The sequence below is a fragment of the Mesorhizobium maamorense genome (genome assembly GCF_044998965.1).
Lineage (GTDB): Bacteria > Pseudomonadota > Alphaproteobacteria > Rhizobiales > Rhizobiaceae > Mesorhizobium.
Genome location: NZ_CP173356.1, coordinates 2,787,426 through 2,810,115 on the forward strand (window position 1 = coordinate 2,787,426; position 22,690 = coordinate 2,810,115).

Here is a 22,690-nt window from a genome sequence, read left to right on the forward strand (position 1 = left end):
GCCGCTACTGGCCGGTGCCGGGCGAAGTTGCGGGTGCGGTCGCCGGTGCGGCAGGAGGTGCCGGTTGCGGAGCCGCCGGCCTTGCCGGCGCCTCCTTTCCGTCAGGGTCGCGGAAGAAACGGAAGAACTCCGAATTCGGCGACAGCACCATTGTCGTGCCGGTGTTGTCCAGCGCCGTGCCATAGGCGTTCATCGACCGGTAGAAATCGAAGAACGCCGGATCGCGCTGATAAGCCTCGGCAAAGGTGGCGCTGCGCTGCGCCTCGCCCTCGCCGCGCAGGATTTCGGACTCCTTCTGCGCTTCCGCGATGATCTCGACCACCTCACGGTCGGCGCGGGCCTTGATGCGCTGCGCCGCCTCGTTGCCGCGCGCCCTCAGCCTTTCGGCCTCAGCCAGACGTTCCGCCTTCATGCGATCGAAGGTCTGCTGCGAGACTTCGGCGGTGAGGTCGGTGCGGCGGATGCGGACATCCTCGATCTGCAGGCCGAGCGAGGTGGCGTCGGGCCGTAGCTGATCGCGCACTTCGCGCATCATCACAGCGCGCTCCTCCGAAAGGGCGGCCTCGAAGTCGCGCAGACCGTAGACGCGGCGCAAGGCAGCGTCGAGACGCGTCCTCAGCCGCGCTTCGGCGAGCTCGATCTGGCCGGATACCGCGGCACGGAAGACACGCGGATCCGAGATGCGGTAGGCGATGAAGGCATCGACCTCATAGAACTTGCCGCCCGAGACCTGGACGCGGATGTTGTCGAGGTCGAAGCGCAGCACCCGATTCTCGATCAACTGCACCGTGTCGGCGTCGAAGAACGAGAACGGCGCCTTGAAGTAGATGCCGGGCTCGGTCTTGACGTCGACGATCTCGCCGAACCTCAGCACCAGCGCCTGCTGGCGCGCATTGACCACGAAGACCGACGAATAGAGCAGGAACAGGATGACCGCCGCGATGACGACGATGACGGGGAGACGGTTGGCCATCACTGGTTACCTCCCGTCGTCGCGCCAAGCGGGGTCGGAGCCGGCGCTTTCTGCTGCAATGCCGGCAGCGGCAGATAGGGGACGACCCCCTGCCCGTTGCCTTGCTCGACGATCACTTTGCCGGAGTCCTTCAGCACCTTCTCCATCGTTTCCAGGTAAAGCCGCTTGCGCGTCACGTCGGGCGCCTTGGCATATTCGTCATAGACGGAGATGAAGCGCTGGGCCTCACCTTCGGCCTCCTGCACCACCCGGTTCTTGTAGGCGGCCGCGTCTTCGCGGACCTGTGCGGCCTCGCCGCGTGCCTGGCCGAGCTTCTGGTTGGAGTACTGGTTGGCCTGCTCGACGAACTTATCCTCGTCCTGCTCGGCGCGCTGCACCTCGTCGAAGGCGTCGGCGACCTCACGCGGCGGCGCCGCGTCCTCGATCGAGATGGCGTTGACCTGAAGCCCGGCCTTGTAGCCGTCGAGCGTGGTCTGGATGATCTCACGCACCGAAGCCGCTATGCCCTGGCGGTCGTCACGGAAGATGTCCTGCGCCGGCCTGCGGCCGACGGCCTCGCGCATCGCGCTCTCGGCGACCTGCCGCAGCATGCCATCCGGGTCGGAGACGTCGAACAGATAGGCGCGGGGATCGGAGACCTGGTAGGCGACCGAGAACTGCACGTTGACGATGTTCTGGTCGCCCGAAAGCATCAGCCCCGACGTGTTGCCGCTGGACGCGCCACCGCCAATGTCGACGAGCTGCTCGGAAATCTTGGCCGTTTCGACCGTTTCGAGCGGCCACCAGTGGAAATGCAGGCCGGGCTGCGACAGCTCGGCCTTCGGCTTGCCGAAGCGCAGCTCGACCGCGACCTCATCGGGCTGCACGGTGTAGACTGCCTGGAACGCCCATAGCACGACCAGCGCCGCGCCGATCAGCCCAAATATGGCCGGACTGGCGCCGCCACCGCCGGGCAGCGCGCGCCGCAGCCTGTCCTGGCCACGGCGGATGATGTCCTCGAGGTCGGGAGGCGAGCCTTGCGGGCCGCTTGGCCCCTTCGGTCCCTGCCCCCAGGGTCCCTGATTATTGCCGCCGCCGCCCCACGGGCCGCCGCCACCGCCACCTTTATCGTTCCAGGGCATGAATGTCCTTTCGCTTGGAATTCCCTCAAGCGCCGGAATTTCGGCGCAAATCCAGTCTTGTTCTTCTATAGGGACGCCACGGCATGCTTTCAACGCGATGCTCTGCTGGCATCATCGGTTTTGGGCCGGTCGCGACCCTTTGTCGTCTTTAAACGCCTTTTTTCTTTCAATGGCTCTCGCCGCGTCGCTCGTAAACCGTATAGCGCGTCGCGTGGCTGTCCTTTTCGCCGGCTGGGATCTCCTGCGAACTGACTTCGCGCCAGCGTTTCGGATCGATCGGCGGGAAATGCGCGTCGCCGTCGACAGCGGCCAGCACATGGGTGACGTGCAGCCGGTCGGCCAGCGGCAGCGCCTGCGCATAGATTTCGCCGCCGCCGATGACGCAGACCTCGTTCACCCCGCTCATGCAGCGCCCACGCACATCAGCCAGCTGGATCGCGTTCTCGAGCGTATGCGCCACCTCCACGCCGTCGGCGCGCCAAGCCTTGTCACGTGTGACAACGATGTTCAGCCTGCCCGGCAGCGGCCGGCCGATGCCTTCATAGGTTTTGCGGCCCATGATGATAGGCTTGCCCATCGTGTCTGCCTTGAAGCGCTTGAGATCGGTGGAAAGCCGCCAGGGCAGCCCCCCGTCCCGCCCGATGACGCCGTTCTCGGCGATGGCGACATAGATTGCCACGTGCATCAGTTGCCGTTCCCATTGTCGGATGGATCGAGGATAAGGATGTCGATGTCGCGCTCTGGATAGAAGTCCTCAGCCGTCATCTCGAAACTCGTCGGCCCGACCTTCCTGACATTGTCGCCGCAGAACGAGACCAGGGCTTTGGGATTGCCCTTGTCGACGGTCAGCTTGAACTTGCCGATGCTGCCGGCCGCCCAGTTGCCGCCGGTGGTCAGGATGTAGGCGATGCGGCTCTCGTAATACTTTGGATAGCCGTCGGGATCGTTCTTGGCAGCCTTGCGCACTGCGTTCTCGAACGTGTCGTCCATGCAGTAGCGGGACTTGTAGGCGGCGTACTGTCCCTGGAACTTGCCGTCGTAGAAGAAGCTGACCGACGAGGTGCCGCCGACGCTCGGTTTGTAGCGGTGGGAAACGTGGACGTCCTTGTTGGCCGGAAAGGTCGAGCGCCACCAATAGGTCGAGCGCAATTGCCAGAACGGTGCATAGTTGGGTTTCGCGCCAGCGCTGTCATCGACAGTGTCCTCGATGATGATGCCGCGGGTGACCCAATCGTCGGCCACCGTTTGCGGCAGCTTCGCGAGCGCCGCCTTTGCCGCTTCACCGAATGGGTTGAAAGGCACGTTCTGCGCCTTCAGGTCGGCACCGATGTCGATGCCGAGCGCGAACGCCTTCTGCTCGAGCTCAGGCTTTGCCGCCACGCCGTCGATCGTCACCTCGAAGCCGAGGAAATTGTCGCTCTGGTTTTCGGGGATCGCCGGCATCTCCTCGGGATCGCCGGATATGTCGGGCATTGGGAAGGCGACGATCGCCTCGACGTCCTTGTCGGTGTTGTTGTGGAAGACGTAATCCACGGTCACCTTTTCCGGCGAGATGAAGAGGTCCTCGCTCTGCATCGCCACGGCATCGCTGCGCGACAGCACCAGGCCGCCTGTGCCGAGCTCGGCAACGGAATCATTGGCGAACGCGGGTGCGGCCGACAAGGCCAGCACCGCCGTCAGAACATATCGCAACATGAAAGCCCCTCGGCGAGAATGTCGCGATGACCCTAGCGGTTTCAACGTGGCGTTTCAAAGCCCTTCCGCATCCGCGCCACGCCAGTCTGGACTAAAGGGTTGCGATCGGGCAGGAGTTCGCTTCATGCGCAAGCTTCTCGTCATCGGCATCGGCGCCGGCAATCCCGACCATATGACCGTGCAGGCCATAGACGGCCTCAATCGGGCCGACGTGCTGTTCATCCCCGACAAGGGTGCGAAGAAGAACGATCTTGCCGAACTGCGCCGTCACATCTGCGACCGCTTCGTCACCAACCCGAATTCACGCCGCGTGGAATTCGACGTGCCCGTGCGGGCCGAACCGGCGCCTTCCTATCGCTCGACGGTCGATGACTGGCACGAGGCAATCGCCGCCATCTATGAAGACCTGATCCGTGAAGAGATCGCCGAGGATAGTTGCGGCGCCTTCCTGATCTGGGGCGACCCCTCGCTCTACGACAGCGCGCTGCGCATCCTGGAGCGCGTACGCCTAAGGGGCAACGTCGCCTTCGAACTGGAGGTTATTCCCGGCATCACCGCCATTCAGGCGCTCGCCGCCAGCCACGCGACAGCGCTGAACCGCATCGGCGATTCCATCCTGATCACCACCGGCCGCCGGCTGACGGAAGAAGGCATGCCGCAAAATGCCGGCAGCGCCGTCGTCATGCTTGACGGCAAATGCGCCTTCAACACGCTCGCCGACCAGGATCTTTTCATCCAATGGGGCGCTTATCTCGGCACGCCGGACGAAATCATCGTCTCCGGCCGCCTAGGCGACGTCGGCGCCGAAATCGAAAAGCGCCGCGAGCAAGCTCGCAGGGAAAAAGGCTGGATCATGGATACGTACATGCTGAGGAAGGTAGGGGAGTAAGGCAGTAAGGCAGTAAGTGAACGAGACATCAGGAGCCGGAACACAAGAAAGCACTCGAAAAATTCGACGCGCCCGAGTTGGTCTGCCCTACTGCCCTACTGCCCTACTGCCCTACTGCCCTACTGCCCTACTGCCCTACTGCCCTACTGCCCTACCCCTCCTCAATCTCCGCCTGCAACGCCTCCATATGCGTCGCGGCGGCCGAAGCCGCCGCGCGTTCGATGGCGCGGAAACGGCTGACCACGGCCAGGCCCACCGCCGTCAATTGTGCGCCGCCGCCCTTGCGGCCGCCGGTCTGCGCGGCCACCAGCGGCTTGCCGAACACCCGGTTCATGTCCTCGACCAAGTCCCACGCATGCTTGTAGGACATCTCCATGCCGCGCGCGGCGGCCGAGATCGAACCGAAGGCGGCGATCTGCTCCAGCAATTCGATCTTGCCCGGCCCGATGCGCCCGTCGGGGTCGAGATTTATCCGCAAGCTCAGCGACGGCATTGTCTTCCTCCGCGATCACGCCCGCCATGTTAGAGCGTCCCTGGCCGCCTCGCTATTCCAAATCGATATAGCGCAGAGACCCGCTCGCCGTCTCAGCCGTCCGCCTCCGCGGGGAGCCCGCCCCCGGTGTTTGCCTGGTCGAAACTCACCGTCTTGATCACGGCGAAGACCTGTCCGCCGAGCCGCAGCTTCAGAACCTGCCGCGACTGTTCGGTGACCCGTGCCAGCACGGTCGCGCCGTTGCAGTCGATACCGATCTCGACCGTCGGCCCCTCGCCCGGTCTGATCGCGACGATCGTGCCGGCCAGGATGTTGAGCGCGCTGAGACCAGACGGCCGTTCGGTGGCGATCATGACGTCGCGCGCGCGGATGCGTATGCGCACCGGCGCGCCCACCGTCGCCACCAGCTTGGGCACGCGTATCTCGCCGGCGTTCGAGCCAAGCACCGTCATGCCGAAAACCTCGTCATGCTGCAGTACGCTGGTGTCCAGCACCGCGCCGCCCTCGCCGCGCTCCTCCGCCGGCAGAAGGTCCGGCCTTTGCATGACAGCCGTGGTCGGGCCGCTGGCGGCAAGCTTGCCTCGCGCCAGCATCACCACGTCGCTCGCCAGCCGCGCCACCTCGGCGATCGAATGGCTGACATAGACGATCGGGATCTTGGTCTCGTCGCGCAGGCGCTCGACATAGGGCAGGATTTCGGCCTTGCGCGCCTCGTCGAGCGAGGCCAGCGGCTCGTCCATCAGCAACAGCCGGGGGCTGGCGAGCAGCGCCCGGCCGATCGCGACGCGCTGCCTCTCGCCGCCCGAGAGCTTTGCCGGCCGCCGCGCCAGCAGCGGCTCGATGCCGAGCAATTCGACGACGGCGTCGATCTCGGCATAACGCTCCGCCGCCGGCGTGAACCAGCGGCCATAGCGCAAATTGCTCGCCACGCTCATATGCGGAAACAGACGCGCGTCCTGGAACACCATGCCGATCCGGCGCCTGTGCTTCGGCACGAAAATGCCCTTGGCCGTGTCGACCAGCACACGGCCATCGACCTCGATGCGTCCCTGGTCGGGCCGGATCAGCCCGGCAATCATATTGATCAGCGTCGTCTTGCCCGAGCCGGAGGGCCCGAACAGCGCCGTCAGCCGCCCGGCGCTCTCGAAGCGGATGTCGAGGGGGAAATCGCCGAGCCGATGGCGGATGTCGACAAGGACGCTCATTCGATGTCCATCCGCCGGCCGACGCGCCGCGCCAACACTTCCGAGGCCACCAGGGCGGCCATCGAGATGACGATCGAGATCAGCGTCAGCCGAAGCGCTCCGGCATCGCCGCCCGGCACCTGGGTGAACGTGTAGATCGCCGACGGCAGCGTCTGCGTCTCGTTGGGGATGTTGGAGACGAAGGTGATCGTCGCTCCGAACTCGCCCATCGCCTTGGCGAAGGAGAGGATGGCGCCGGCGATCAGCCCAGGCAGGATCAGCGGCAAGGTGATGGTGCCGAACACCCATGGCGGGCTGGCGCCGAGCGTTCCGGCCGCCGCCTCCATCTTGCGGTCGACGGCCTCGATCGACAATCGGATCGCCCGCACCATCAGCGGAAAACCCATGACGCCGCAGGCAAGAGCCGCACCCGTCCAGCGAAAGGAAAAGACGATGCCGAAATGCTCGGCCAGGAATGCGCCGGCCGGCCCGCGCTTGCCGAAGGTCAGAAGCAGGAGATAGCCGGTCACCACGGGCGGCAGGATCAGCGGCAGATGCACCAGCCCGTTGAGCAGCGTCTTGCCCCAGAATCGGCCGCGCGCCAGGAGCAGCGCTATCGCTATGCCCGGCGGCAGGCTGGCGATCATCGCCACTGTCGCCACCTTGATGGACAGCCGGACCGCATTCCATTCGTCGGGAGTGAGGTCCAGCAGCCAGTTCATGCGCAGGTGGCTATCCTAGTTGACGGGCGCAAGGACCGTGAAACCCTGCTCCTTGAATAGATCCGATGCCTTTGCCGTCCGCAGGCACTTCAGGAAGGCAGGCGTGTCCTTGTCCTTCGAATCAGCCGTTTGGGCAACCGGATAGATGATCGGCGGATGTGAATCCTCGGGGAAAACACCAACCACCTTGACGCCCTTTTCGGCATGCGCGTCCGTGGCATAGACGATGCCGAGAGCCGCTTCGCCCATCGAGACCAGCTTGAGTGCCGCACGCACATTCTCGGCCTGCGCCACCTTGCCCTCGACCGAGGACCAGACGCCGAGCGATTCAAGCGCGGCCTTGCCGTATTTGCCAGCCGGCACAGCCTTGAGGTCGCCCATGGCGAGCTTGCCGTCGCCGACCAGTCTGGCCAGATCAAAACCCTTTTCGATCTTGGCTTCAACGCCCGAATCCTTCGGCGCCACCAGCACGATCTGGTTGCCGAGCAGCTTCACTTCGGTATCGGGCTTGGTCAGCTTCCTGTCGGAAAGATACTTCATCCAGTCGAGATCGGCCGAGATGAAGACGTCCGCCGGCGCGCCGCTTTCGATCTGCTTGGCGAGCGCCGAACTCGCCGCGTAGGAGATGGTCGCCGCTTCGCCGACATCAGCCGCGCAGGCCTTGTTGACCGCGTCGAGCGCGTCCTTGAGGCTGGCGGCCGCAAACACCACGACCTCGTCTTGCGCGCGCGCCGCCGGCACTGCTGCCGTCCACGCCGCCGCGAAGCCACCAATGGCGACCGCCGCCACTGCAAAACCGTTGCGCGTCATGAAGCTCTCCCTGAGTTGGCATCCGGTCTGCTCGAAGCCTGCCATCCGATATATCCGGATGAATATAACAAGGAAAGGTTTTTCGCCCAGCGTCGCCATTGAATGCGCGGCGTCATCGCGACCTGCGATAGACCAGCACGGATACAGCGAAAGGCAGACGAAGACGTCACAAGAAAATCGGCGCCCGTTGCCCTCGACGGAACCAAGGCTGAAATCTTCTAAAGCGCGTCGTTCCCCCAAAACTGCGGTCACTTTTGGGCGACATAGCTGTCGCCGCCGTGATCTATTGGGAGAGGCGAGACAATGTCTAAATGCAGATAAGTGTGTGTCGAAACGAGCCTTCCGGCGTCTTCACCATCCGCACTTTGCAGACATACCGCGTCTCGCTTGATATGGCGCTTGCGGGAAGGTCATTCCCCTCTGCGTCAGCGGGCTTGCAAGTCGCGCGGGGACAGTTTGGCAGCTTCGCAGCTGGATCGTCGCAGAACGGCTTCATGCTGTTGTTGATGCATTCACACCCGCACTCGGCAAATGCGTGGGCATTGAAAGCGAAGACAAAGACGAGCGCAAATACCGCTGCTGACAGTCGCATGGACGCCTCCCCGGAAATCTCCTGGCCTGAGGGTAAGGTCGACCGATCTTGTCGAAAAGATATCAAAACGACGTACCGGCGAGGCACCACCATCGCCACGGCCTCGAGACATCAAGGTCGGCAAGGTTGCGCCGGCGGTTCAGACCGCGATCGGCGCCTTGATCGTCGCGTCGGCGACATAGTTTTCCAGCCGGAAATCCTCGAAGCGGAAGGCGAAGAGATCCTTCACTTCAGGGTTGATCCACATGGTCGGCAGCGTTCTTGGCGTGCGCCGAAGTTGCTCGCGCGCCTGCTCGAAATGGTTCGAATAAAGATGCGCGTCGCCGAGCGTATGGACGAAATCACCGGGCTTCAGGCCGGTCACCTGCGCCACCATCAGCGTCAGCAGGGCGTAGGAGGCGATGTTGAACGGCACGCCGAGGAAGATGTCGCCGGAACGCTGGTAAAGCTGGCAGGAAAGCCGGCCTTCCGAGACGTAGAACTGGAACAGGCAATGGCATGGCGGCAACGCCATCGCCTCCACCTCGGCCGGATTCCAGGCCGAAACGATCAGCCGCCGCGATTGAGGATTGCGGCGTATCTCTTTCACAAGATTGTTTATCTGATCGATCGACCCGCCATGGCCGTCCGGCCAGGAACGCCACTGCTTGCCATAGACGGGGCCAAGGTCGCCATTCTCGTCAGCCCATTCGTCCCAGATGGAAACGCCATGGTCGGTCAGATATTTGATATTGGTTTCGCCGGCCAGGAACCACAAAAGCTCATGAATGATCGATTTCAGGTGCAGCTTCTTGGTGGTGGTGACGGGAAAGCCGCGCGCCAGATCGAAGCGCATCTGGTAGCCGAACACGGAGCGCGTGCCCGTGCCCGTGCGGTCGCCGCGGTCGGCGCCATGATCCAGCACGTGCTGCAGAAGGTCGAGATACTGGCGCATCGGTTCGGCTCGATTCGATTGTGCGAGCATTATAGCTGCTAGACAGGCGGCCGAACACATCAAAACGGCGCAGGCGACGCTTGCCTCATCACTGTTTCGGCGTCTGCGCCGACATCCAAGCAAACTGGCCGCAGCCTCGGTGTCCGTCTTGCAACGCCGGCAATTGCCGAAACCATCGGTGACAGCATTCCTCTCCCCGTCTCTATACGGGGAGAAGATGGCGGCAGCCAGATGAGGGGCAGCACAAGCCGTGCCCGTTACAAACCAGCGGCGCGCTTCAGCAGCCGCGCGAGCACGGAATTCTCAGAGCGAACCGAGCTTTCCCAGGTCCTTGGCAACGAGGTAGTAAAAAGTCACTCGATTCTTGGTGTTGTCTGCGGCCATCGCCTTGCAGGTCTTCTCGATCGCAGCATCTGCCTTCGCCGCATCGGCGACGCCGAGCTTCTTGCCGACCCAGTTTTCCCGGACGCGCTCGAGTTCTTTGGGATCGGTGCAGGACACCAGCGAGGAGTCGCGGTTCCTGAGCGCGATGCCCAGATGCTTGACGATCTTCTCGACAATTTCCGCACTCGCCGCGGCGTCGTATTTCTTCACGTCTGCAAGATAGTCGGCCATCAAAATTCCCCTCGTCGGCGCCACGGATCCGGTCGATGAGGGCTGTGGCGCGCTCCGCAACTCGTGCGCTCGGTCGGTAACTCCTCACCGCGGCAAAGCTTCGGTTGAGACCGTTCCCAAGTCAACCCTGCCGCGTCGCATTTTGACACAGGGACAAAGCACCATTGCGGTCTTTCATTTCTGGCGACGGACCCTTATATTCGCTTCGTCGGCTTGACCGACTATGGCGATAAACTGGCGATGAAATAAGCCGTTCGGACCCGGGGGCGGTACCCGGCGCCTCCACCAAAAACCGCTCTGGAAGACGGAGCGGCTTTTGCTGGGGGCGAAATAGGATCGACGAAGGTGTAAAGATCGTACTTTTGCCCGGCATTGTACCACCGTCATCGGGCTAAACTTATAGTTGCCAACGACAACTATGCGGAAGCACGTCTCGCTGCTTAATGCAGTGCGATAGCTTCAAATCAAGCCCTAGGGGTTCGCACTTCTAGGCGGGGTTCGGAGGTACCTGGCAACAGAAACCTCCACTTCTCCCCCTTTTTCATCTGCATCACGCGCAACGGCACGCTCGCGCCGGCCAGACTTCGTTCAGCCCATGGGAGGCGACGCAGTGGAGCCGCGTGCCTCCTTCGTCATGGGTAAAAAATGCAAAACAATTCCGACCGATTCTTCGTGCTGACCGGCGGTCCGGGCTCCGGCAAGACCGCACTGATCGAAGCCTTGCGCCGTGCAGGGTTCGCCACCTCGGTCGAGGCCGGACGCGGCATCATTCGCGACCAGTCCGCCATTGGCGGTCCCGCCTTGCCGTGGAGCGATCGCGCGTTGTTCACCGAATTGATGCTGTCCTGGGAGATGCGCTCCTACCAAGCTGCGATCGAACAGGAAGGACCGGTCTTCTTCGATCGTGGCGTGCCCGACACGCTGGGCTATCTCCGCCTCTGCGGCCTGGCGGTGCCCGATCACGTCGGCATCGCAGCGAAGCGTTGCCGCTACAACCCTCGTGTCTTCGTTGCCCCGCCCTGGCCCGAAATCTTCACGCAGGATGAAGAGCGCAAGCAAACGCTCGACGAAGCCGAGCGTACCTGTCACGCGCTGGTCGGCGTCTATGCCGAACTCGGTTATGAACTGGTATGGCTGCCCCTGGCGCCTGTCGAGACACGGCTGCGCTTCATGCTGGACGAAACGGGATTGGCATGAAAAAGGCCGGGATCGCCCCGGCCTCTTTCAATTTCCCGGCCTCTTTTCAATTTATTGGCGATTGCCTACTCCGCCGGCGCTTCGACGGCCTCGCGCGAACGGCCGAGCGTGATCTTGGCCAGGGTGAAGGAGATCACCGCGCAGAGCGTGATGCCGGCGACCATCGGCAGCGGCGTGCCGTCGAAGAAGATGCCCGCGACACCCATGGCGAGCGCACCGATGGCGAAGTGCAGCGTGCCCATCAGCGCCGAAGCCGTGCCGGCGATCTCGCCATGCTCCTCCATGGCCAATACCGAGGTGGTCGGAATGACCAGGCCGAGAAAGCCATAGCCGACGAACAGCAGCGCCGCCATCACATCCAGCCGGTCCACGCCGGAAGCCATGATAGCGAACAGTGCCACCATCGTCGTGGCGTAGCCGGTCACCGCTACCCACACCACCCGCTTGAGCCCGAAACGCTCGGAAAGCAGGCCGGTGAGCTGCGACATGCCGATGAAGGCGACGGCATTGATCGAGAAGAACACGCTATAGACCGAAGGCGACAGGCCGTAGTGGTCGATCAGGATGAAGGACGAGCTCGACAGATAGACGAAGAAGCTCGCAATGCCGAAGCCCGCGATCGCCACCAGGCCGAGGAAATTGCGATCCCCCATCAGGAAACGGTAGCCTGAAAGGGCGGTGCCAAAGGAAGAACCGGCGCGTTCTTCAGCCGGCCGCGTCTCCTTGAGCGAGGTCGCGAGCAGGATGGTTGCTAGCACCGCTGCGGCCGTGACGGTCCAGAACACGGCGCGCCAGCCGAAACTCTCGATGATCTGGCTGCCGGTCAGCGGCGCCAGGATCGGCGACACCGAGAACACCAACATCAGCAACGACATCAGCTTGGCGGCTTCGTTGCCAGTGTGCAGGTCGCGCACGATCGCGCGCGGAATGGCCATGCCGGCGCTGGCGCCAAGGCCCTGCAGGAAACGGAAGGCGATCAGCCATTCGATGGTCGGCGCCAATGCCGAACCGACGCCGCCGACCATGAACAGCGCAAGACCGCCATAGAGCGGCAGCTTGCGTCCGACCATATCGGAGATCGGCCCGACGACGATCTGGCCGAAGCCCATCGACAGGAAGAAGATCAAAAGGCTCATCTGCACGGCTGCGGTGCCGGCGTTGAGATCCGCGCCGATCGAGGGCAATGCGGGCAGATACATATCGATGGCGAAGGGCCCGATGGCGGACAACAGGCCGAGCACGACCGCGATGCGGAGGAATTTGGGACTCATGATGTTGGCTTCTTTCAGATCTGGTTGCCGCCGCAAGGCGACGTCTGACCCCAGGACGTTCGATCCCGTGGGATTCCGACTCTCCGAGAGCGAATTGTTCGCCTGTCCAGAGGTGAACCCCTTATAGCGTGTCCACAAATTTAGACAGTCTTGTCTAAATCGTCAATCACCTCTATATAGATTTTCATGAGACCGGGCGTTTCTCCTGACAGTTTCCCGCCACGCAGCCACGAGGCCAAGCGCATCTCGGTGGTCGACGCAGCCGCTTCCGTGTTCTGCCGCGAGGGCTTTGCCGGCGCCAATATCGACCTGATCGCCGCCGAGGCGGGTGTCTCGCGCCAGACCGTCTACAACCACCATGGCGACAAGGAAAAGCTCTTCATCTCCGTAGTCCGCGATCTCACCGAGCGCTGCAATGCCGGCATCTTCGCCACCATCGCCACGTTCCCGGACCAGCCGAGGGATCTGGAAGCGGATCTGATCGGCTTTGCCGTGCGCCTGAACCAGAACTGCATCTGCAACCGCGACGGAAAATTCCTGCGCAAGCTGATCCAGACCGAAGGCGAGCGCTACCCCGAACTGTTCGCCGAATGGCGCGAACAGGGTCCTGGCAGGACATGGCCGGCAATCGCCGCCCGCTTCGCCCGCCTTGCCTATGGCGGTTACCTCGCGATCGACGACCCCGACGTCGCGGCGCGGCAGTTCCTCGGCCTCGTCAATGCTGAATTGCAGACGACCTTCATGCTCGGCGGCACCCCGGCCGAGGACGAGGTCGTGCAATCGGCGACAAATGGCGTGCGCACCTTCCTGCGCGCTTTCGGCAAGCGCCCCTCCCCGACCAGCGTCAAGAAACACGCCGCGCTTGCCAACGCGTGACATTTGCGGGTGACGCAAGCCGGCTTCCGCGATCAAATCTCGGCAATCGTCCTCGCTTCCTCGCGGCGGCGGTCTATATGCGGTTTACGCCGCGCTCAAGCTTGATTACAGCTATGCGGACGATTCAACGGAACCCGACCGCCACATGGCCGACGACCACATCCGCTATGACATTCTGGCCCAGGAGGCGTTGCGCGGCGTCATGCGCAAGGTCCTGGCCGAGGTCGCGCGCACCGGCCTCCCCGGCAACCATCATTTCTTCATCACCTTCCTGACCGGCGCGCCGGGCGTGCGCGTGTCTTCGCGGCTGCGCGAGCGCTATCCGGAGCAGATGACCATCGTCATCCAGTTCCAGTATTGGGACCTGAAGGTCACCGAGACCGGTTTCGAGGTCGGGCTCTCCTTCTCGGACGTGCCGGAAAAACTCGAAATCCCGTTCTCGGCGGTGCGCGGCTTCTACGATCCGTCGGTTAACTTCGAACTCGAATTCGACGTCAAGACCGAAGGCCAGTCAGATGACGAACCAGCTTCCCAGCCGGCGTCCGAACCGCTCGCCATCGTCTCCGAGAAAAAGCCGAAGGCGGAGAAGAAGGCCGCCGAACCCGAGAAGAAGGCGGCCGATGCCGATGCCGCCAAGGGCGCCGAAGTCGTCTCGCTCGACGCCTTCCGCAAGAAATAAGCCTTCGGGTCGCGCGTCATGGCCGACATCGTCAATCTGCGCCAGGCTCGCAAGCAGAAGGCAAGGCTGGAGAAGGAACGCACTGCCAGCCAGAACCGCGCCCTGTACGGCCGCTCCGGGGCAGAGAAGGAACGCGACCGCCTGGTTGCCGAAAAGGCCGAGTTCTTCGTCGCGGGCCATCGGCGTCAACCGTCGCCCGATCCGGACCCCAAATGAGCTCCAGGTGAGCCCGGTCGAAAAACGCTCGGTGACGATCCGTGGCCACCGCACCAGCTATTCGCTCGAAAAGCCGTTTTTTGACGACCTTGTCGCCATCGCCGCCGCGCGCAATCTGACCCTTGCCGCGCTGGTCGCGGAAGTCGACGAAAACCGGCCGCGTGACACCAATCTGTCCTCAGCGCTCCGGATCCATGTACTGGCCTGGGCGAAGCGCGGCCGCGCCTGACGCCTGGCTCCGTCAGGCAGTGCCTTCCTGTTTCCCGCGGCGGGTGCCGAACCCCAGGAGGGCCGTGCGATCGCGCTCTTCCGCCTGCTTCCTGGATCTGACGCGCATCAGGTCCTTCCAGCCGACGTAACCGACCAGCGTTCCGTCGTCGCGTGCCACGACCGGCAGATGCGACACGTTGGCCGTCAGGAGCTTGTCCGACAGGCCTTCCAGATATTCATCGGGATAGGCAAGCGTCACCTTGCTGCCGGCCAGCAAGTCGCCGAGCGTCGTCGTCCGGTGCTTGCCGGCACGCCGCCAGCGCAGGATCGCCGGTGGATCGATGAGGCCGAGCACCTGCCTGTTGCCGTCAATGACCGGGAAGCTCGGATGACGCGTCTCCGGCGCAGTCAGGAATGCCGCTGCGCCATGCAGCGTCATCGTCGCCGGCACGCTCTGGACCTGCGTGGTCATCACTTCGTGCACCCTGGTCAGCGCGAACGGATCGACCCGGTATTCGCGCACCAGATGATGCCCTCGCCTGGCGATCTTCTCGGTCAGGATGGAACGTTTCATCAAAAGCACCGTCACCGCATGGGCGGCGGCGCAGGCCGCGATCAGCGGCACCAGCACATGCGTGTTGCCGGTCAATTCGACCGCGAAGAAGGTCGCCGTCAGCGGCGCGCGCATCGTGCCACCCATGGTCGCCGCCATCGCCAGCAGCGCCCAGAAGCCGGGATCGGCCGCCGGCAGGAAGCCGGCGAGCACCGCGCCCATCGCGCCGCCCATGATCAGCAGTGGCGCCAACACGCCGCCCGACGTTCCCGAGCCCAGCGCCACCGACCAGATGACGGCTTTCACCACCAACAACAGGAGTGCCGCCGTCGCGATCGTACGGCCGTCCAGCATGGTGGATATGTTGTCGTAGCCGACGCCGAGCGCCTGCGGCTCGATCAAGCCGCCAATGCCGACGACGAGACCGCCGAGCATCGGCCACCACATCCAGTGGATCGGCAGCTTCTGGAAACCGTCCTCGCAGGCATAGACCATCTGCGTCAGCAAGGCAGACAGGAGGCCGGCGGCAACGCCGATCAGGACCCAGCCGCCAAGACCGGCAAAGGAAATCGCCATGCCGCCCTGAAACGGAAAGATCGGTCCTGGCATGTGCAGCATGGTGCGCTCGACCTCCGCCACGATGGCAGCCACCGCCACCGGAATGAAGCTGCGCGGCGTCCACTCGAACAGAAGCAGTTCCACCGCCAGCATGATGGCGGCGATCGGCGTTCCGAACACGGTGGTCATGCCCGCGGCAGCGCCCGCCACCAGCAGCGTCTTGCGCTCATTGTCGCTGACCGGCAGCATCTGCGCGATCAGCGAGCCGATGGCGCCGCCGGTCATGATGATTGGGCCCTCGGCGCCGAACGGGCCACCGGAGCCGATCGAGATCGCCGACGACAGCGGCTTCAGCACCGCGACCTTGGCGTCCAGCCGCGAGCGCCCGAGCAGGATCGCTTCGATCGCTTCTGGAATGCCGTGGCCACGGATCTTCTCGCTGCCGTAGCGCGCCATCAGGCCGATGATGAGTGCGCCGATCACCGGCACGGCGACGGCGGCATAGCCAAGCGGCGTGTCCTCCAGTTTCAGATCGGCGAGCGTGAATTGACCGAAATAGGCGACGTTGGTGGCGAGCCGGATCAATTTCAGCAGGATGATGCCGGCAAACAGCGCGGCCGTCGCCACCACCACCGCGATGCCAGCGATCAGCAACACCCTGGCGTCGGTGGTGAAATCGCGCAGATGTCCGGGACTGCCCTGTTCGGTCTTCATTGCCTGCCTGCTTTCCGTGGCGTGTCGCTGTTGGAGGATCGGCAAACCGTCAAAACGGCTTTGCCGGCGGCTATGTATCGTAATACGATATAAATATTCAAGCGGGCTTGGCCCGAAATCGTTTGAGCTTTGGCCGGAATGACAACACATGTCTGGTATGTCGCATCCGCAAAAACCCCGCCCCGCCATCAGCCAGGCCGATTACCAGCGGCTGTCGGAGTTCCGCTATCTGATCCGCCGCTTCCTGGAATTCAGCCAGCTACAGGCTGAAGACGCCGGTCTGACATCGCGCCAACATCAGGCACTGCTCGCCATAAAGGGTTTTCCGGGCGGAGGCCCGGTAGCCATCGGCGACCTCGCCGAACGCTTGCGCATCCGTCATCATAGCGCCGTCGAACTGGTCAACCGCCTGTGCGAGGCCGGGCTGATCGTCAGGGATCAGGACAAGGACGACCAGCGCAAGGTGCTGCTGCAACTGACCGAGCGGGCCGATGCCTGCCTCGCCGACTTGTCGGCCGTGCATCTCGACGAGCTTTCGCGCATCGAACCCATGCTGAGGAGCGTGCTCGCCCGAAAGGACCGCGACACGCTCCAGAGACAAGTTTCGCAACCTAGCTGAATGGAGGCTATGCCATGTACAACATCTGGTTTTCCAAGGCAGTCCCGGTTTCCACAGGCGTTACTGGCGACGTTCGAAATCTGTCCAATGCCGAACAAGCTCTCGACCTTCTTACCAATCACTGGCGCGATGCGGGAAGCATCAAGCATAAGGCTGCGCTGCGGGCGTGCCGGCAGGCCATGAACGGCGGCGTATCGGCCGATACCGCCAGGGATGCTTTTGTCGAAGCCGCGAGGGAAGCGCGCATTCTGGTCGAATAACTGCCGCGCATGGCCTGGGCGTTGTTGGCCCAACCACAGGCCCGACATACCGTCCTCGATCGACGGTGAGCGCACGATGAGATCGCGACAGCCGTCAGCAACGCGCCGTCGTCCGTTCAACTTTTGCGAAGCCCGGCTACCATCGGGAAGATGGGACATAAGGGGCCGCATAAAAAAATTCCGGAAACCCTGAATCCTTTGGCTCCGCCGCTTCGTCTCGGACATGAGCGACCTGCAAGGTGCAGGGCCGGCAAAGGAACAGACAAGATGAAACACCATTTGATACGTTACAGGACCAAACCGGAGCTGGTCGACGAGAACGAGCGGCTGGTCAAGGCCGTGTTCCAGGAATTGCGGGATAAATCGCCCGAAGGGTTTCGCTACATGACATGGCGGTCCGGCGACGGCACCTTCTTCCATCTGGTCGAGGCGGCAACCGAGGAGCAGGCCGGCACCCTTCCGGGGCTAGCGGCATTCGCGACTTTTCAGAACGGCATCAGGGATCGCTGCATCGAGCCTCCGCATCGCGAGGCGATGACGGTAGTAGGCAGTTACCGGATGCTGGACCAGTAGGCGCGATCAAGCGATGTAGAGAACGACGGGCGTATGAACATCCTCATTCCTGGCGAGCACCGCGCGCTCATCGAACGCCTGTTTGGGGAGTTGCGCCCAAAGCTGCACCGCTATTGCGCGCGCATGGCGGGTTCCGTCTTTGACGGCGAGGACGTGTTGCAGGAAGCGCTGGCCAAGGCGTTCGAGGCTTTGCCGAACGCCGGCCAGATCGCAAATCCGGAGGGCTGGCTGTTCCGCATCGCGCACAACACGGCACTCGATTTTCTGCGCCGGCGAGCCCGCGAAAAGGCCTTTTCCGATGAGGATCCGGACATGATCGTCGACCCGGCCAACGCCACCTTCGACCGTCAGGCCGCTGCCGCCGGCCTGCACACCTTCATGCGCCTGCCCGTCGCGCAGCGCAGCAGCGTCATCATGATGGACGTTCTGGGTTATTCGCTGCAAGAGATCAGCGCCGCGCTGGACACCAGCGTCCCGGCCGTCAAGGCGGCGCTGCATCGTGGCCGCGGCCGCCTGCGCCAGCTCGCCGCCGAGCCCGAGAATCGGCCGGTTCCCAGGCTGGGCGTCTCCGAACGCCTGTTGCTCGAAGCCTATATCGATCGCTTCAACGCCCGCGATTTCGACGCCGTGCGCGACATGCTCGCCGATGAAGTTCGCCTGGAGCTGGTGGCCAGGACGCGGTTTACCGGACCCAAGGAAGTGGCCACCTATTTCCACAACTATTCCCACCTCCCCGATTGGCGTTTCGTGCCGGGATTCGTCGAGGACAGGCCGGTGGTCCTCGTTCACGACGGCAACGATCCGGCTGCGCGACCAGCCTATTTCATCCTGCTGGTCTGGCAGGAGGGCAAGCTTGCCGCCATCCGCGATTTTCGTCACGCCCGCTACGTCGCCGACAGCGCCGAACTGCTCGTTCTTTGAACGATCGAGGGAAATCCCCTGCCTACTGCCTTACTGCCTTACTGCCTTACTGCAAAGACTTCAGCAAATTGTCGATCGTAGATGGATTGAACTGCGGTTTGGCCGGAGGCGGATTGTCGTTGGCCACCGGCGGCGGCGCCCGTTCCGGGTTCGGCGCCTGCTCGGCGCCCTTGCGCTCTGCTTCCAGCCTTGCCTTCTCCTGCGAGGCGGTCCGCATCGCCTCCTCGGCCTTTGCCTTGGCATCCGCCTCGGCTTTGACTTTTGCCTCGGCATCCGCTTTGGCCCTGGCCTCTGCTTCGGCCCGCGCCTGAGCTTCCGCCTCGGCTTTCGCCTTGGCGTCGGCCTCGGCCTTCAGCCGCGCCGCCTCCTCCTGCCGTCGCAGCTCCTCGGCCGCCTTGTCGCGCTGGTCCTGCAACGCAGCGTAATAGCGCACCTCGCGCCGCAGCCGCTGCTTCTCCAGCAACGCGGCCTGCATCGCCTCGACCCGCTGCTGCTCCTTCTCGAGCGCGCGCTGGGTCAGGAACTGCGCCAGCGGTTCGCTGTCGAACTGCCGTTTGACGGCGCCGAACGGCCCCTCGACGCTGAAATTCATCGCCGGTTCGGAACCGACGAGCGCTTCGTCGCCGGGCCGGTAGGTGACCGCGCCCTTGGCGGAGACCGTATCGGCATTGAGGTCCGCCGTGATGTCGGCGGACAAGGTAGCCGAAGGATTTTCGAGGCTGATCGGCGGCGCTCGCAGCGTGCCACCTGCAATGGTGAAGGCGATGTCGGTATCCTTTGCCGCGAAACTGCCATCTGCCGCGATAGCGGGCGCGAAGCCGGCGGTCTTGGCTGCATCGATATCGCGGCCGATCGCGTCCGCCTTGGCGAGGAAGGTGCTGAACGCATTGGGATTGACGCCGGCGACCGTGACGCCCTTCAGCGCCGCCGTGCCCGAACCCGACAGAGCGGCAACCATCGCGTCGACCGATTTGCCGCTTGTCGAAAACGCCGCGGAGACATCCCCCTTGCCGCCGATGCCGGCATCCGGCAGCAAGGCTGGCAGATCGGCGTCCGCGAGCTTCATCTGGCCGGTGAAAAGCCCAGTGCCGTCATTGTTTTTCAATTCGAACAGGCCGGTCAGCGCACCGCCAAGGAATTTCGCCTTGAGATCGGACACGCGGATGCCTTCCTGGTCGAGCTTCAGCGACAAGGCCGCGTCATAGGCGGTCGCGAATGGCCCTGCGGCAAGGGAAGCCGTGGTCAAGTCGAGATCGGCCGTGAATGGAAGGCTGGATTTCTGGCTGAACGGGGCCGACGGCCACACACCGCCTTTATTGTCTCCGCTCTTGTCCGTGAACGCGGAATCGCCGAACAGCGCCACCGCCATCGGGTCGAGATCAAGTTCGTCGAGCGCCAGCGAGCCGGCCAGATGCGGCACGCCATCCTTGCCGTCAATCCCCTCCTTGACGTCGATGTTCACGTCACCCGACACCGCAGCTTCGTTGATGGCGGCGTTGAGGCCGGAGAGCACCAGTAGGCCGTTGCCGTAATCGGCCTGCGCGGTGAGCGACGTCGACGTGCCTGTCCCCATGCCCGGCAGGCCTATGCCCGATGTCATCAGCCAGGGCTCGATGTCGGCCGCATCGAGGCTGACCTTGCCCTTCGCGACCGGACCTTGCGGCGTGTCGGCTACGGTGCCGTCGAAACCGGCGTTGAAGTCGTTGCCGGCAAGGCTGAAGCTCGTCGCAAGGCCGCCGCCCAGCGTGCCCTTGGCCTGGATGTCGGTGCTTGCCTCGCCGAGCATGCCGAGCGGCAGCGCCGGCAAGCCGTAAAGTGCCAGCAGCGCTGTGGCGTCGGGGTTCCTGGCATTGAAGGTCAGCGCCACAGGCGCTTCAAGAAGCTTGTCGACCGCTCCCTTCCCCGACAGCGAGGCGGAAAAGGACGATCCGCCGGCCTTGCCTTGCCCGCTCACAGCAAGCCCGGTTGTGCCGTCGCCATTGTCGGCGGCACTCACCACAAGATCGACGCGTGAATCCTGGAACAGGTCGGGATAGGCTGCGGCGCGGCTAGCCAGTCCCTTGAGCACGGCATTGTCGGCATAGTGCTGCGCCGCCACGTCGATCAGCGGCTTCAGGTCGACGGCGACGACGGAGGCGTCAAGCTTGCCGGTCGGGCTCGCCGGAAAATCCTTGATCCGGCCTGTGGCGCTGATCGACGCGCCAGCCAGCCCGCCCACCGACAGCCGGTCGATCTCAAGCAGCCCGTCGCGCAGCCTGAGCGCGGTGTCGACCGTATCGGCGGTCAAGCCTCCGGCGCTGACCGGTCCCGCCTTGATCTGGAAATCGAGGTCGCGGTCGGCAAATCGGTTGGCGCCCTTGTCGCTGATGAAGATCGAGGCGAAGGCCGCCAGCCCGTCGACATCGAGATCGCCGCCTTCCAGCCGCATCAGCACCGAGGGCCTGGCATCGTCGGGCTGGCTGGAATCGATGCGGCCGGAAAACGTCGCCTTGCCCAGGACCAGTTCGAGATCGCTGAAGGCCTGGCGCTTTTCGGAGAGATCGACCTTGGCCCGGAAGCCGGCGGCGGGCAGACGCCGGATCGCCTCGTCGACGTCCTTCGACAACCAGGCAGCGAAGCCGGAAGGCTGCGCCACGGCCAGCAGCAGCGAACCGGTGAAGCCGAAATGGTTCTCGACGCTGAGCAGGCCGTCGGCCTCCAGCGTGGCGCGGCCGGGCAGTGTCGCGGCGAGCGATTTCACCGACCAGCCGCCATCGACCGGCTCGGCGGAAAGATGAACGTCGCGAACCGTGGTGTCACCGGCCACCACGGCCGGCAACCTGACCTCGACCGTTCCGGGAATGGTCGGCTTAGGCAGGTCGAGCAAGGCCTGTTCCAGTCCGGCAATGCGCTGATCCAGTGTCAGGCCGGCGCCTGCCGCCGCACCCACGGCCTCGTCGAACTGCACCTGCGCGCCATTGGCCTCGATGGCGAAGCTCGGCTTCTGGCCGAGATCGACCGAGGCCTTGCCGTCGGCGGTATAGGGATTGTCGAGCGGTCCGGTCTCGAAGCGGAATTCATCGATGCCGAGCTTCTGGTGATCGAGCGCGAATTTGCCGTTAACCCGAAAGCCGGGATCGGACTTGCCGGTGCCGACCTTCACCGTCTCGCCATCGGTGCCCCGCAACTGGGCTGAGTTTTTATCGGCGCCGGAAATTTTGAACTGTCCGGAGTAGACGGCGGCGCCGTTGACAATGCCGGCATTGCCGTCGGTTTCGATGACCAGCGGATACGCGTCGGGATCGGCCTTGAGCCGAAACCGCATCTGGCCGTTGGCTTCGGCCTTGCCGGTCGTGGCGGCAACCGTCGTGCGCAGGCCGTCGAACCTCAACGTGCTATCCATGCGCCACGGGCCTGCCAGCGATTTGGCCGAAATGGTCGAATTGATCTCGGACATGATGTGGCTGCGTCCGCCGGCGGCATGACGCAACTCGATCTGCCCTTCCGTCACCGTCAGCTTCTCGATCGAGATCTGGTTGAGGTTGAAGGGCGAGGACGGCCGCATCGCCCAGTCGACGGTGCCATTGGCGGCGATGTCGATCGTCGCTTTCGGCCGCACCAGCCGCATGTCGAAAATCAGCACCTCGCCACGCAGGAACGGCGCCAGTTCCGCATCCATCGAAAACGTCTCGACGGTCATCGCCGGCTGGCCGGCGGGGCCGCCGGCAACGGCGACATTGGAGAAGGTTACCGACGGAAACGGCAACAAGCGCGCCGTGGCGTCGCCCTGCACGGTCACCTTGCGGCCGAGAATGGCGCTCGCTTCGCGCTCGAACTGCGCCCGATAGCCGGACCAGTCGACAAAATACGGCCCCACCAGCGCCGCGCACAGCACCAGCACGAACAGGCCACCAAAGATCACGAACAGGCGTGCGAGCATCAGTTCCGAACGGTTTGGTTGAAATCAGCCGCACTCTACCTGCATCCGCGTGTCGATAAAGAGGCAATTCGATCGTCGTCGGCGACAACCATGGAC

23 protein-coding genes and 1 other RNA gene are annotated in these 22,690 nt (G+C 63.6%); 11 read left to right on the forward strand and 13 right to left on the reverse strand.

The window, feature by feature from the left end; genetic code table 11:
• Window positions 1–4 precede the first annotated feature (4 nt).
• The 4 genes from hflC to ACIU1A_RS14225 form a co-directional block, all read right to left on the reverse strand.
• A complete protein-coding gene (gene hflC / locus ACIU1A_RS14210; RefSeq protein WP_140521174.1) occupies window positions 5–973 on the reverse strand; it encodes a protease modulator HflC in 969 nt (322 codons plus the stop codon).
• Complete coding sequence (hflK, locus tag ACIU1A_RS14215; protein ID WP_140516511.1) at window positions 973–2,094, reverse strand: FtsH protease activity modulator HflK; 1,122 nt, start codon at window positions 2,092–2,094, stop codon at window positions 973–975. Before hflK ends, hflC begins: the two co-directional genes overlap by 1 nt.
• 166 nt (window positions 2,095–2,260) lie before the next feature.
• On the reverse strand, window positions 2,261–2,779 hold the full coding sequence (locus ACIU1A_RS14220; protein WP_404927554.1) for a dihydrofolate reductase: 519 nt from the start codon (window positions 2,777–2,779) through the stop codon (window positions 2,261–2,263).
• Window positions 2,779–3,789, reverse strand: a complete 1,011-nt coding sequence (locus tag ACIU1A_RS14225) for a DUF4424 domain-containing protein (protein ID WP_404927555.1) — start codon at window positions 3,787–3,789, stop codon at window positions 2,779–2,781. The genes ACIU1A_RS14220 and ACIU1A_RS14225 overlap by 1 nt, the downstream gene beginning before the upstream one ends.
• A 124-nt stretch (window positions 3,790–3,913) precedes the next feature.
• Here ACIU1A_RS14225 and cobF point away from each other — a divergent pair, with 124 nt between their 5' ends.
• Window positions 3,914–4,678 carry a precorrin-6A synthase (deacetylating) gene (gene cobF, locus ACIU1A_RS14230; RefSeq protein WP_404927556.1) on the forward strand — a complete coding sequence of 255 codons (765 nt, stop codon included), beginning with the start codon at window positions 3,914–3,916 and terminating at the stop codon, window positions 4,676–4,678.
• 151 nt (window positions 4,679–4,829) lie between these two features.
• Here cobF and ACIU1A_RS14235 read toward each other — a convergent pair whose 3' ends face one another.
• The 6 genes from ACIU1A_RS14235 to ACIU1A_RS14260 all read right to left on the reverse strand — a co-directional run bounded on the left by ACIU1A_RS14235 (window position 4,830) and on the right by ACIU1A_RS14260 (window position 10,028).
• Window positions 4,830–5,171, reverse strand: coding sequence for a winged helix-turn-helix domain-containing protein (locus tag ACIU1A_RS14235; protein WP_140495328.1), 342 nt, complete (start codon window positions 5,169–5,171; stop codon window positions 4,830–4,832).
• Window positions 5,172–5,263: 92 nt separating this feature from the next.
• Complete coding sequence (modC, locus tag ACIU1A_RS14240; RefSeq protein WP_140685499.1) at window positions 5,264–6,376, reverse strand: molybdenum ABC transporter ATP-binding protein; 1,113 nt, start codon at window positions 6,374–6,376, stop codon at window positions 5,264–5,266.
• Window positions 6,373–7,077 (reverse strand): molybdate ABC transporter permease subunit, encoded by a 705-nt coding sequence (gene modB, locus ACIU1A_RS14245; protein WP_140495324.1) that lies wholly within the window; start codon window positions 7,075–7,077, stop codon window positions 6,373–6,375. The genes modC and modB overlap by 4 nt, the downstream gene beginning before the upstream one ends.
• A gap of 15 nt (window positions 7,078–7,092) precedes the next feature.
• Window positions 7,093–7,887 (reverse strand): molybdate ABC transporter substrate-binding protein, encoded by a 795-nt coding sequence (modA, locus tag ACIU1A_RS14250; protein WP_140630957.1) that lies wholly within the window; start codon window positions 7,885–7,887, stop codon window positions 7,093–7,095.
• A 731-nt stretch (window positions 7,888–8,618) separates the two neighbouring features.
• On the reverse strand, window positions 8,619–9,413 hold the full coding sequence (locus tag ACIU1A_RS14255; protein ID WP_140521267.1) for a thymidylate synthase: 795 nt from the start codon (window positions 9,411–9,413) through the stop codon (window positions 8,619–8,621).
• 303 nt (window positions 9,414–9,716) lie between these two features.
• A complete protein-coding gene (locus tag ACIU1A_RS14260; RefSeq protein WP_140495320.1) occupies window positions 9,717–10,028 on the reverse strand; it encodes a DUF2853 family protein in 312 nt (103 codons plus the stop codon).
• Window positions 10,029–10,196: 168 nt separating this feature from the next.
• Between ACIU1A_RS14260 and ssrA the strand changes: the two genes are divergently transcribed.
• Window positions 10,197–10,557: a transfer-messenger RNA gene (gene ssrA, locus ACIU1A_RS14265) on the forward strand.
• A gap of 116 nt (window positions 10,558–10,673) precedes the next feature.
• Window positions 10,674–11,225, forward strand: coding sequence for an AAA family ATPase (locus ACIU1A_RS14270; protein ID WP_404927557.1), 552 nt, complete (start codon window positions 10,674–10,676; stop codon window positions 11,223–11,225).
• Between the two features lie 65 nt (window positions 11,226–11,290).
• Here ACIU1A_RS14270 and ACIU1A_RS14275 read toward each other — a convergent pair whose 3' ends face one another.
• Window positions 11,291–12,496 carry a multidrug effflux MFS transporter gene (locus ACIU1A_RS14275; protein ID WP_140664691.1) on the reverse strand — a complete coding sequence of 402 codons (1,206 nt, stop codon included), beginning with the start codon at window positions 12,494–12,496 and terminating at the stop codon, window positions 11,291–11,293.
• A gap of 186 nt (window positions 12,497–12,682) precedes the next feature.
• Between ACIU1A_RS14275 and ACIU1A_RS14280 the strand changes: the two genes are divergently transcribed.
• The 4 genes from ACIU1A_RS14280 to ACIU1A_RS14295 all read left to right on the forward strand — a co-directional run bounded on the left by ACIU1A_RS14280 (window position 12,683) and on the right by ACIU1A_RS14295 (window position 14,496).
• Window positions 12,683–13,372 (forward strand): TetR/AcrR family transcriptional regulator, encoded by a 690-nt coding sequence (locus tag ACIU1A_RS14280; protein WP_404927558.1) that lies wholly within the window; start codon window positions 12,683–12,685, stop codon window positions 13,370–13,372.
• Between the two features lie 145 nt (window positions 13,373–13,517).
• Window positions 13,518–14,051: an SspB family protein gene (locus tag ACIU1A_RS14285; protein ID WP_140495312.1), complete on the forward strand. Its 534-nt coding sequence runs from the start codon at window positions 13,518–13,520 to the stop codon at window positions 14,049–14,051.
• An 18-nt stretch (window positions 14,052–14,069) separates the two neighbouring features.
• Window positions 14,070–14,267 carry a DUF4169 family protein gene (locus tag ACIU1A_RS14290; RefSeq protein WP_140495310.1) on the forward strand — a complete coding sequence of 66 codons (198 nt, stop codon included), beginning with the start codon at window positions 14,070–14,072 and terminating at the stop codon, window positions 14,265–14,267.
• 7 nt (window positions 14,268–14,274) lie between these two features.
• Window positions 14,275–14,496 (forward strand): ribbon-helix-helix domain-containing protein, encoded by a 222-nt coding sequence (locus ACIU1A_RS14295; protein WP_140495308.1) that lies wholly within the window; start codon window positions 14,275–14,277, stop codon window positions 14,494–14,496.
• A 12-nt stretch (window positions 14,497–14,508) separates the two neighbouring features.
• Here ACIU1A_RS14295 and ACIU1A_RS14300 read toward each other — a convergent pair whose 3' ends face one another.
• The gene (locus ACIU1A_RS14300) at window positions 14,509–16,302 is read right to left on the reverse strand and encodes a chloride channel protein (protein ID WP_140685498.1); all 1,794 of its coding nucleotides are present in this window, start codon (window positions 16,300–16,302) and stop codon (window positions 14,509–14,511) included.
• Window positions 16,303–16,450: 148 nt separating this feature from the next.
• Between ACIU1A_RS14300 and ACIU1A_RS14305 the strand changes: the two genes are divergently transcribed.
• From ACIU1A_RS14305 to ACIU1A_RS14320, 4 genes are all read left to right on the forward strand, one after another.
• Complete coding sequence (locus ACIU1A_RS14305; RefSeq protein ID WP_404927559.1) at window positions 16,451–16,921, forward strand: MarR family winged helix-turn-helix transcriptional regulator; 471 nt, start codon at window positions 16,451–16,453, stop codon at window positions 16,919–16,921.
• 14 nt (window positions 16,922–16,935) lie between these two features.
• Window positions 16,936–17,181 (forward strand): DUF982 domain-containing protein, encoded by a 246-nt coding sequence (locus tag ACIU1A_RS14310; protein WP_140495302.1) that lies wholly within the window; start codon window positions 16,936–16,938, stop codon window positions 17,179–17,181.
• A gap of 267 nt (window positions 17,182–17,448) precedes the next feature.
• Window positions 17,449–17,754 (forward strand): hypothetical protein, encoded by a 306-nt coding sequence (locus tag ACIU1A_RS14315; RefSeq protein ID WP_140817372.1) that lies wholly within the window; start codon window positions 17,449–17,451, stop codon window positions 17,752–17,754.
• Window positions 17,755–17,787: 33 nt separating this feature from the next.
• Window positions 17,788–18,675, forward strand: coding sequence for a sigma-70 family RNA polymerase sigma factor (locus ACIU1A_RS14320; RefSeq protein WP_404927560.1), 888 nt, complete (start codon window positions 17,788–17,790; stop codon window positions 18,673–18,675).
• Between the two features lie 46 nt (window positions 18,676–18,721).
• On the opposite strand, the gene ACIU1A_RS14325 is transcribed toward ACIU1A_RS14320, so the two are convergent.
• Entirely contained in the window at window positions 18,722–22,594 is a 3,873-nt protein-coding gene (locus ACIU1A_RS14325; protein WP_404927561.1) for an AsmA family protein, read from the reverse strand.
• Window positions 22,595–22,690 lie beyond the last annotated feature (96 nt).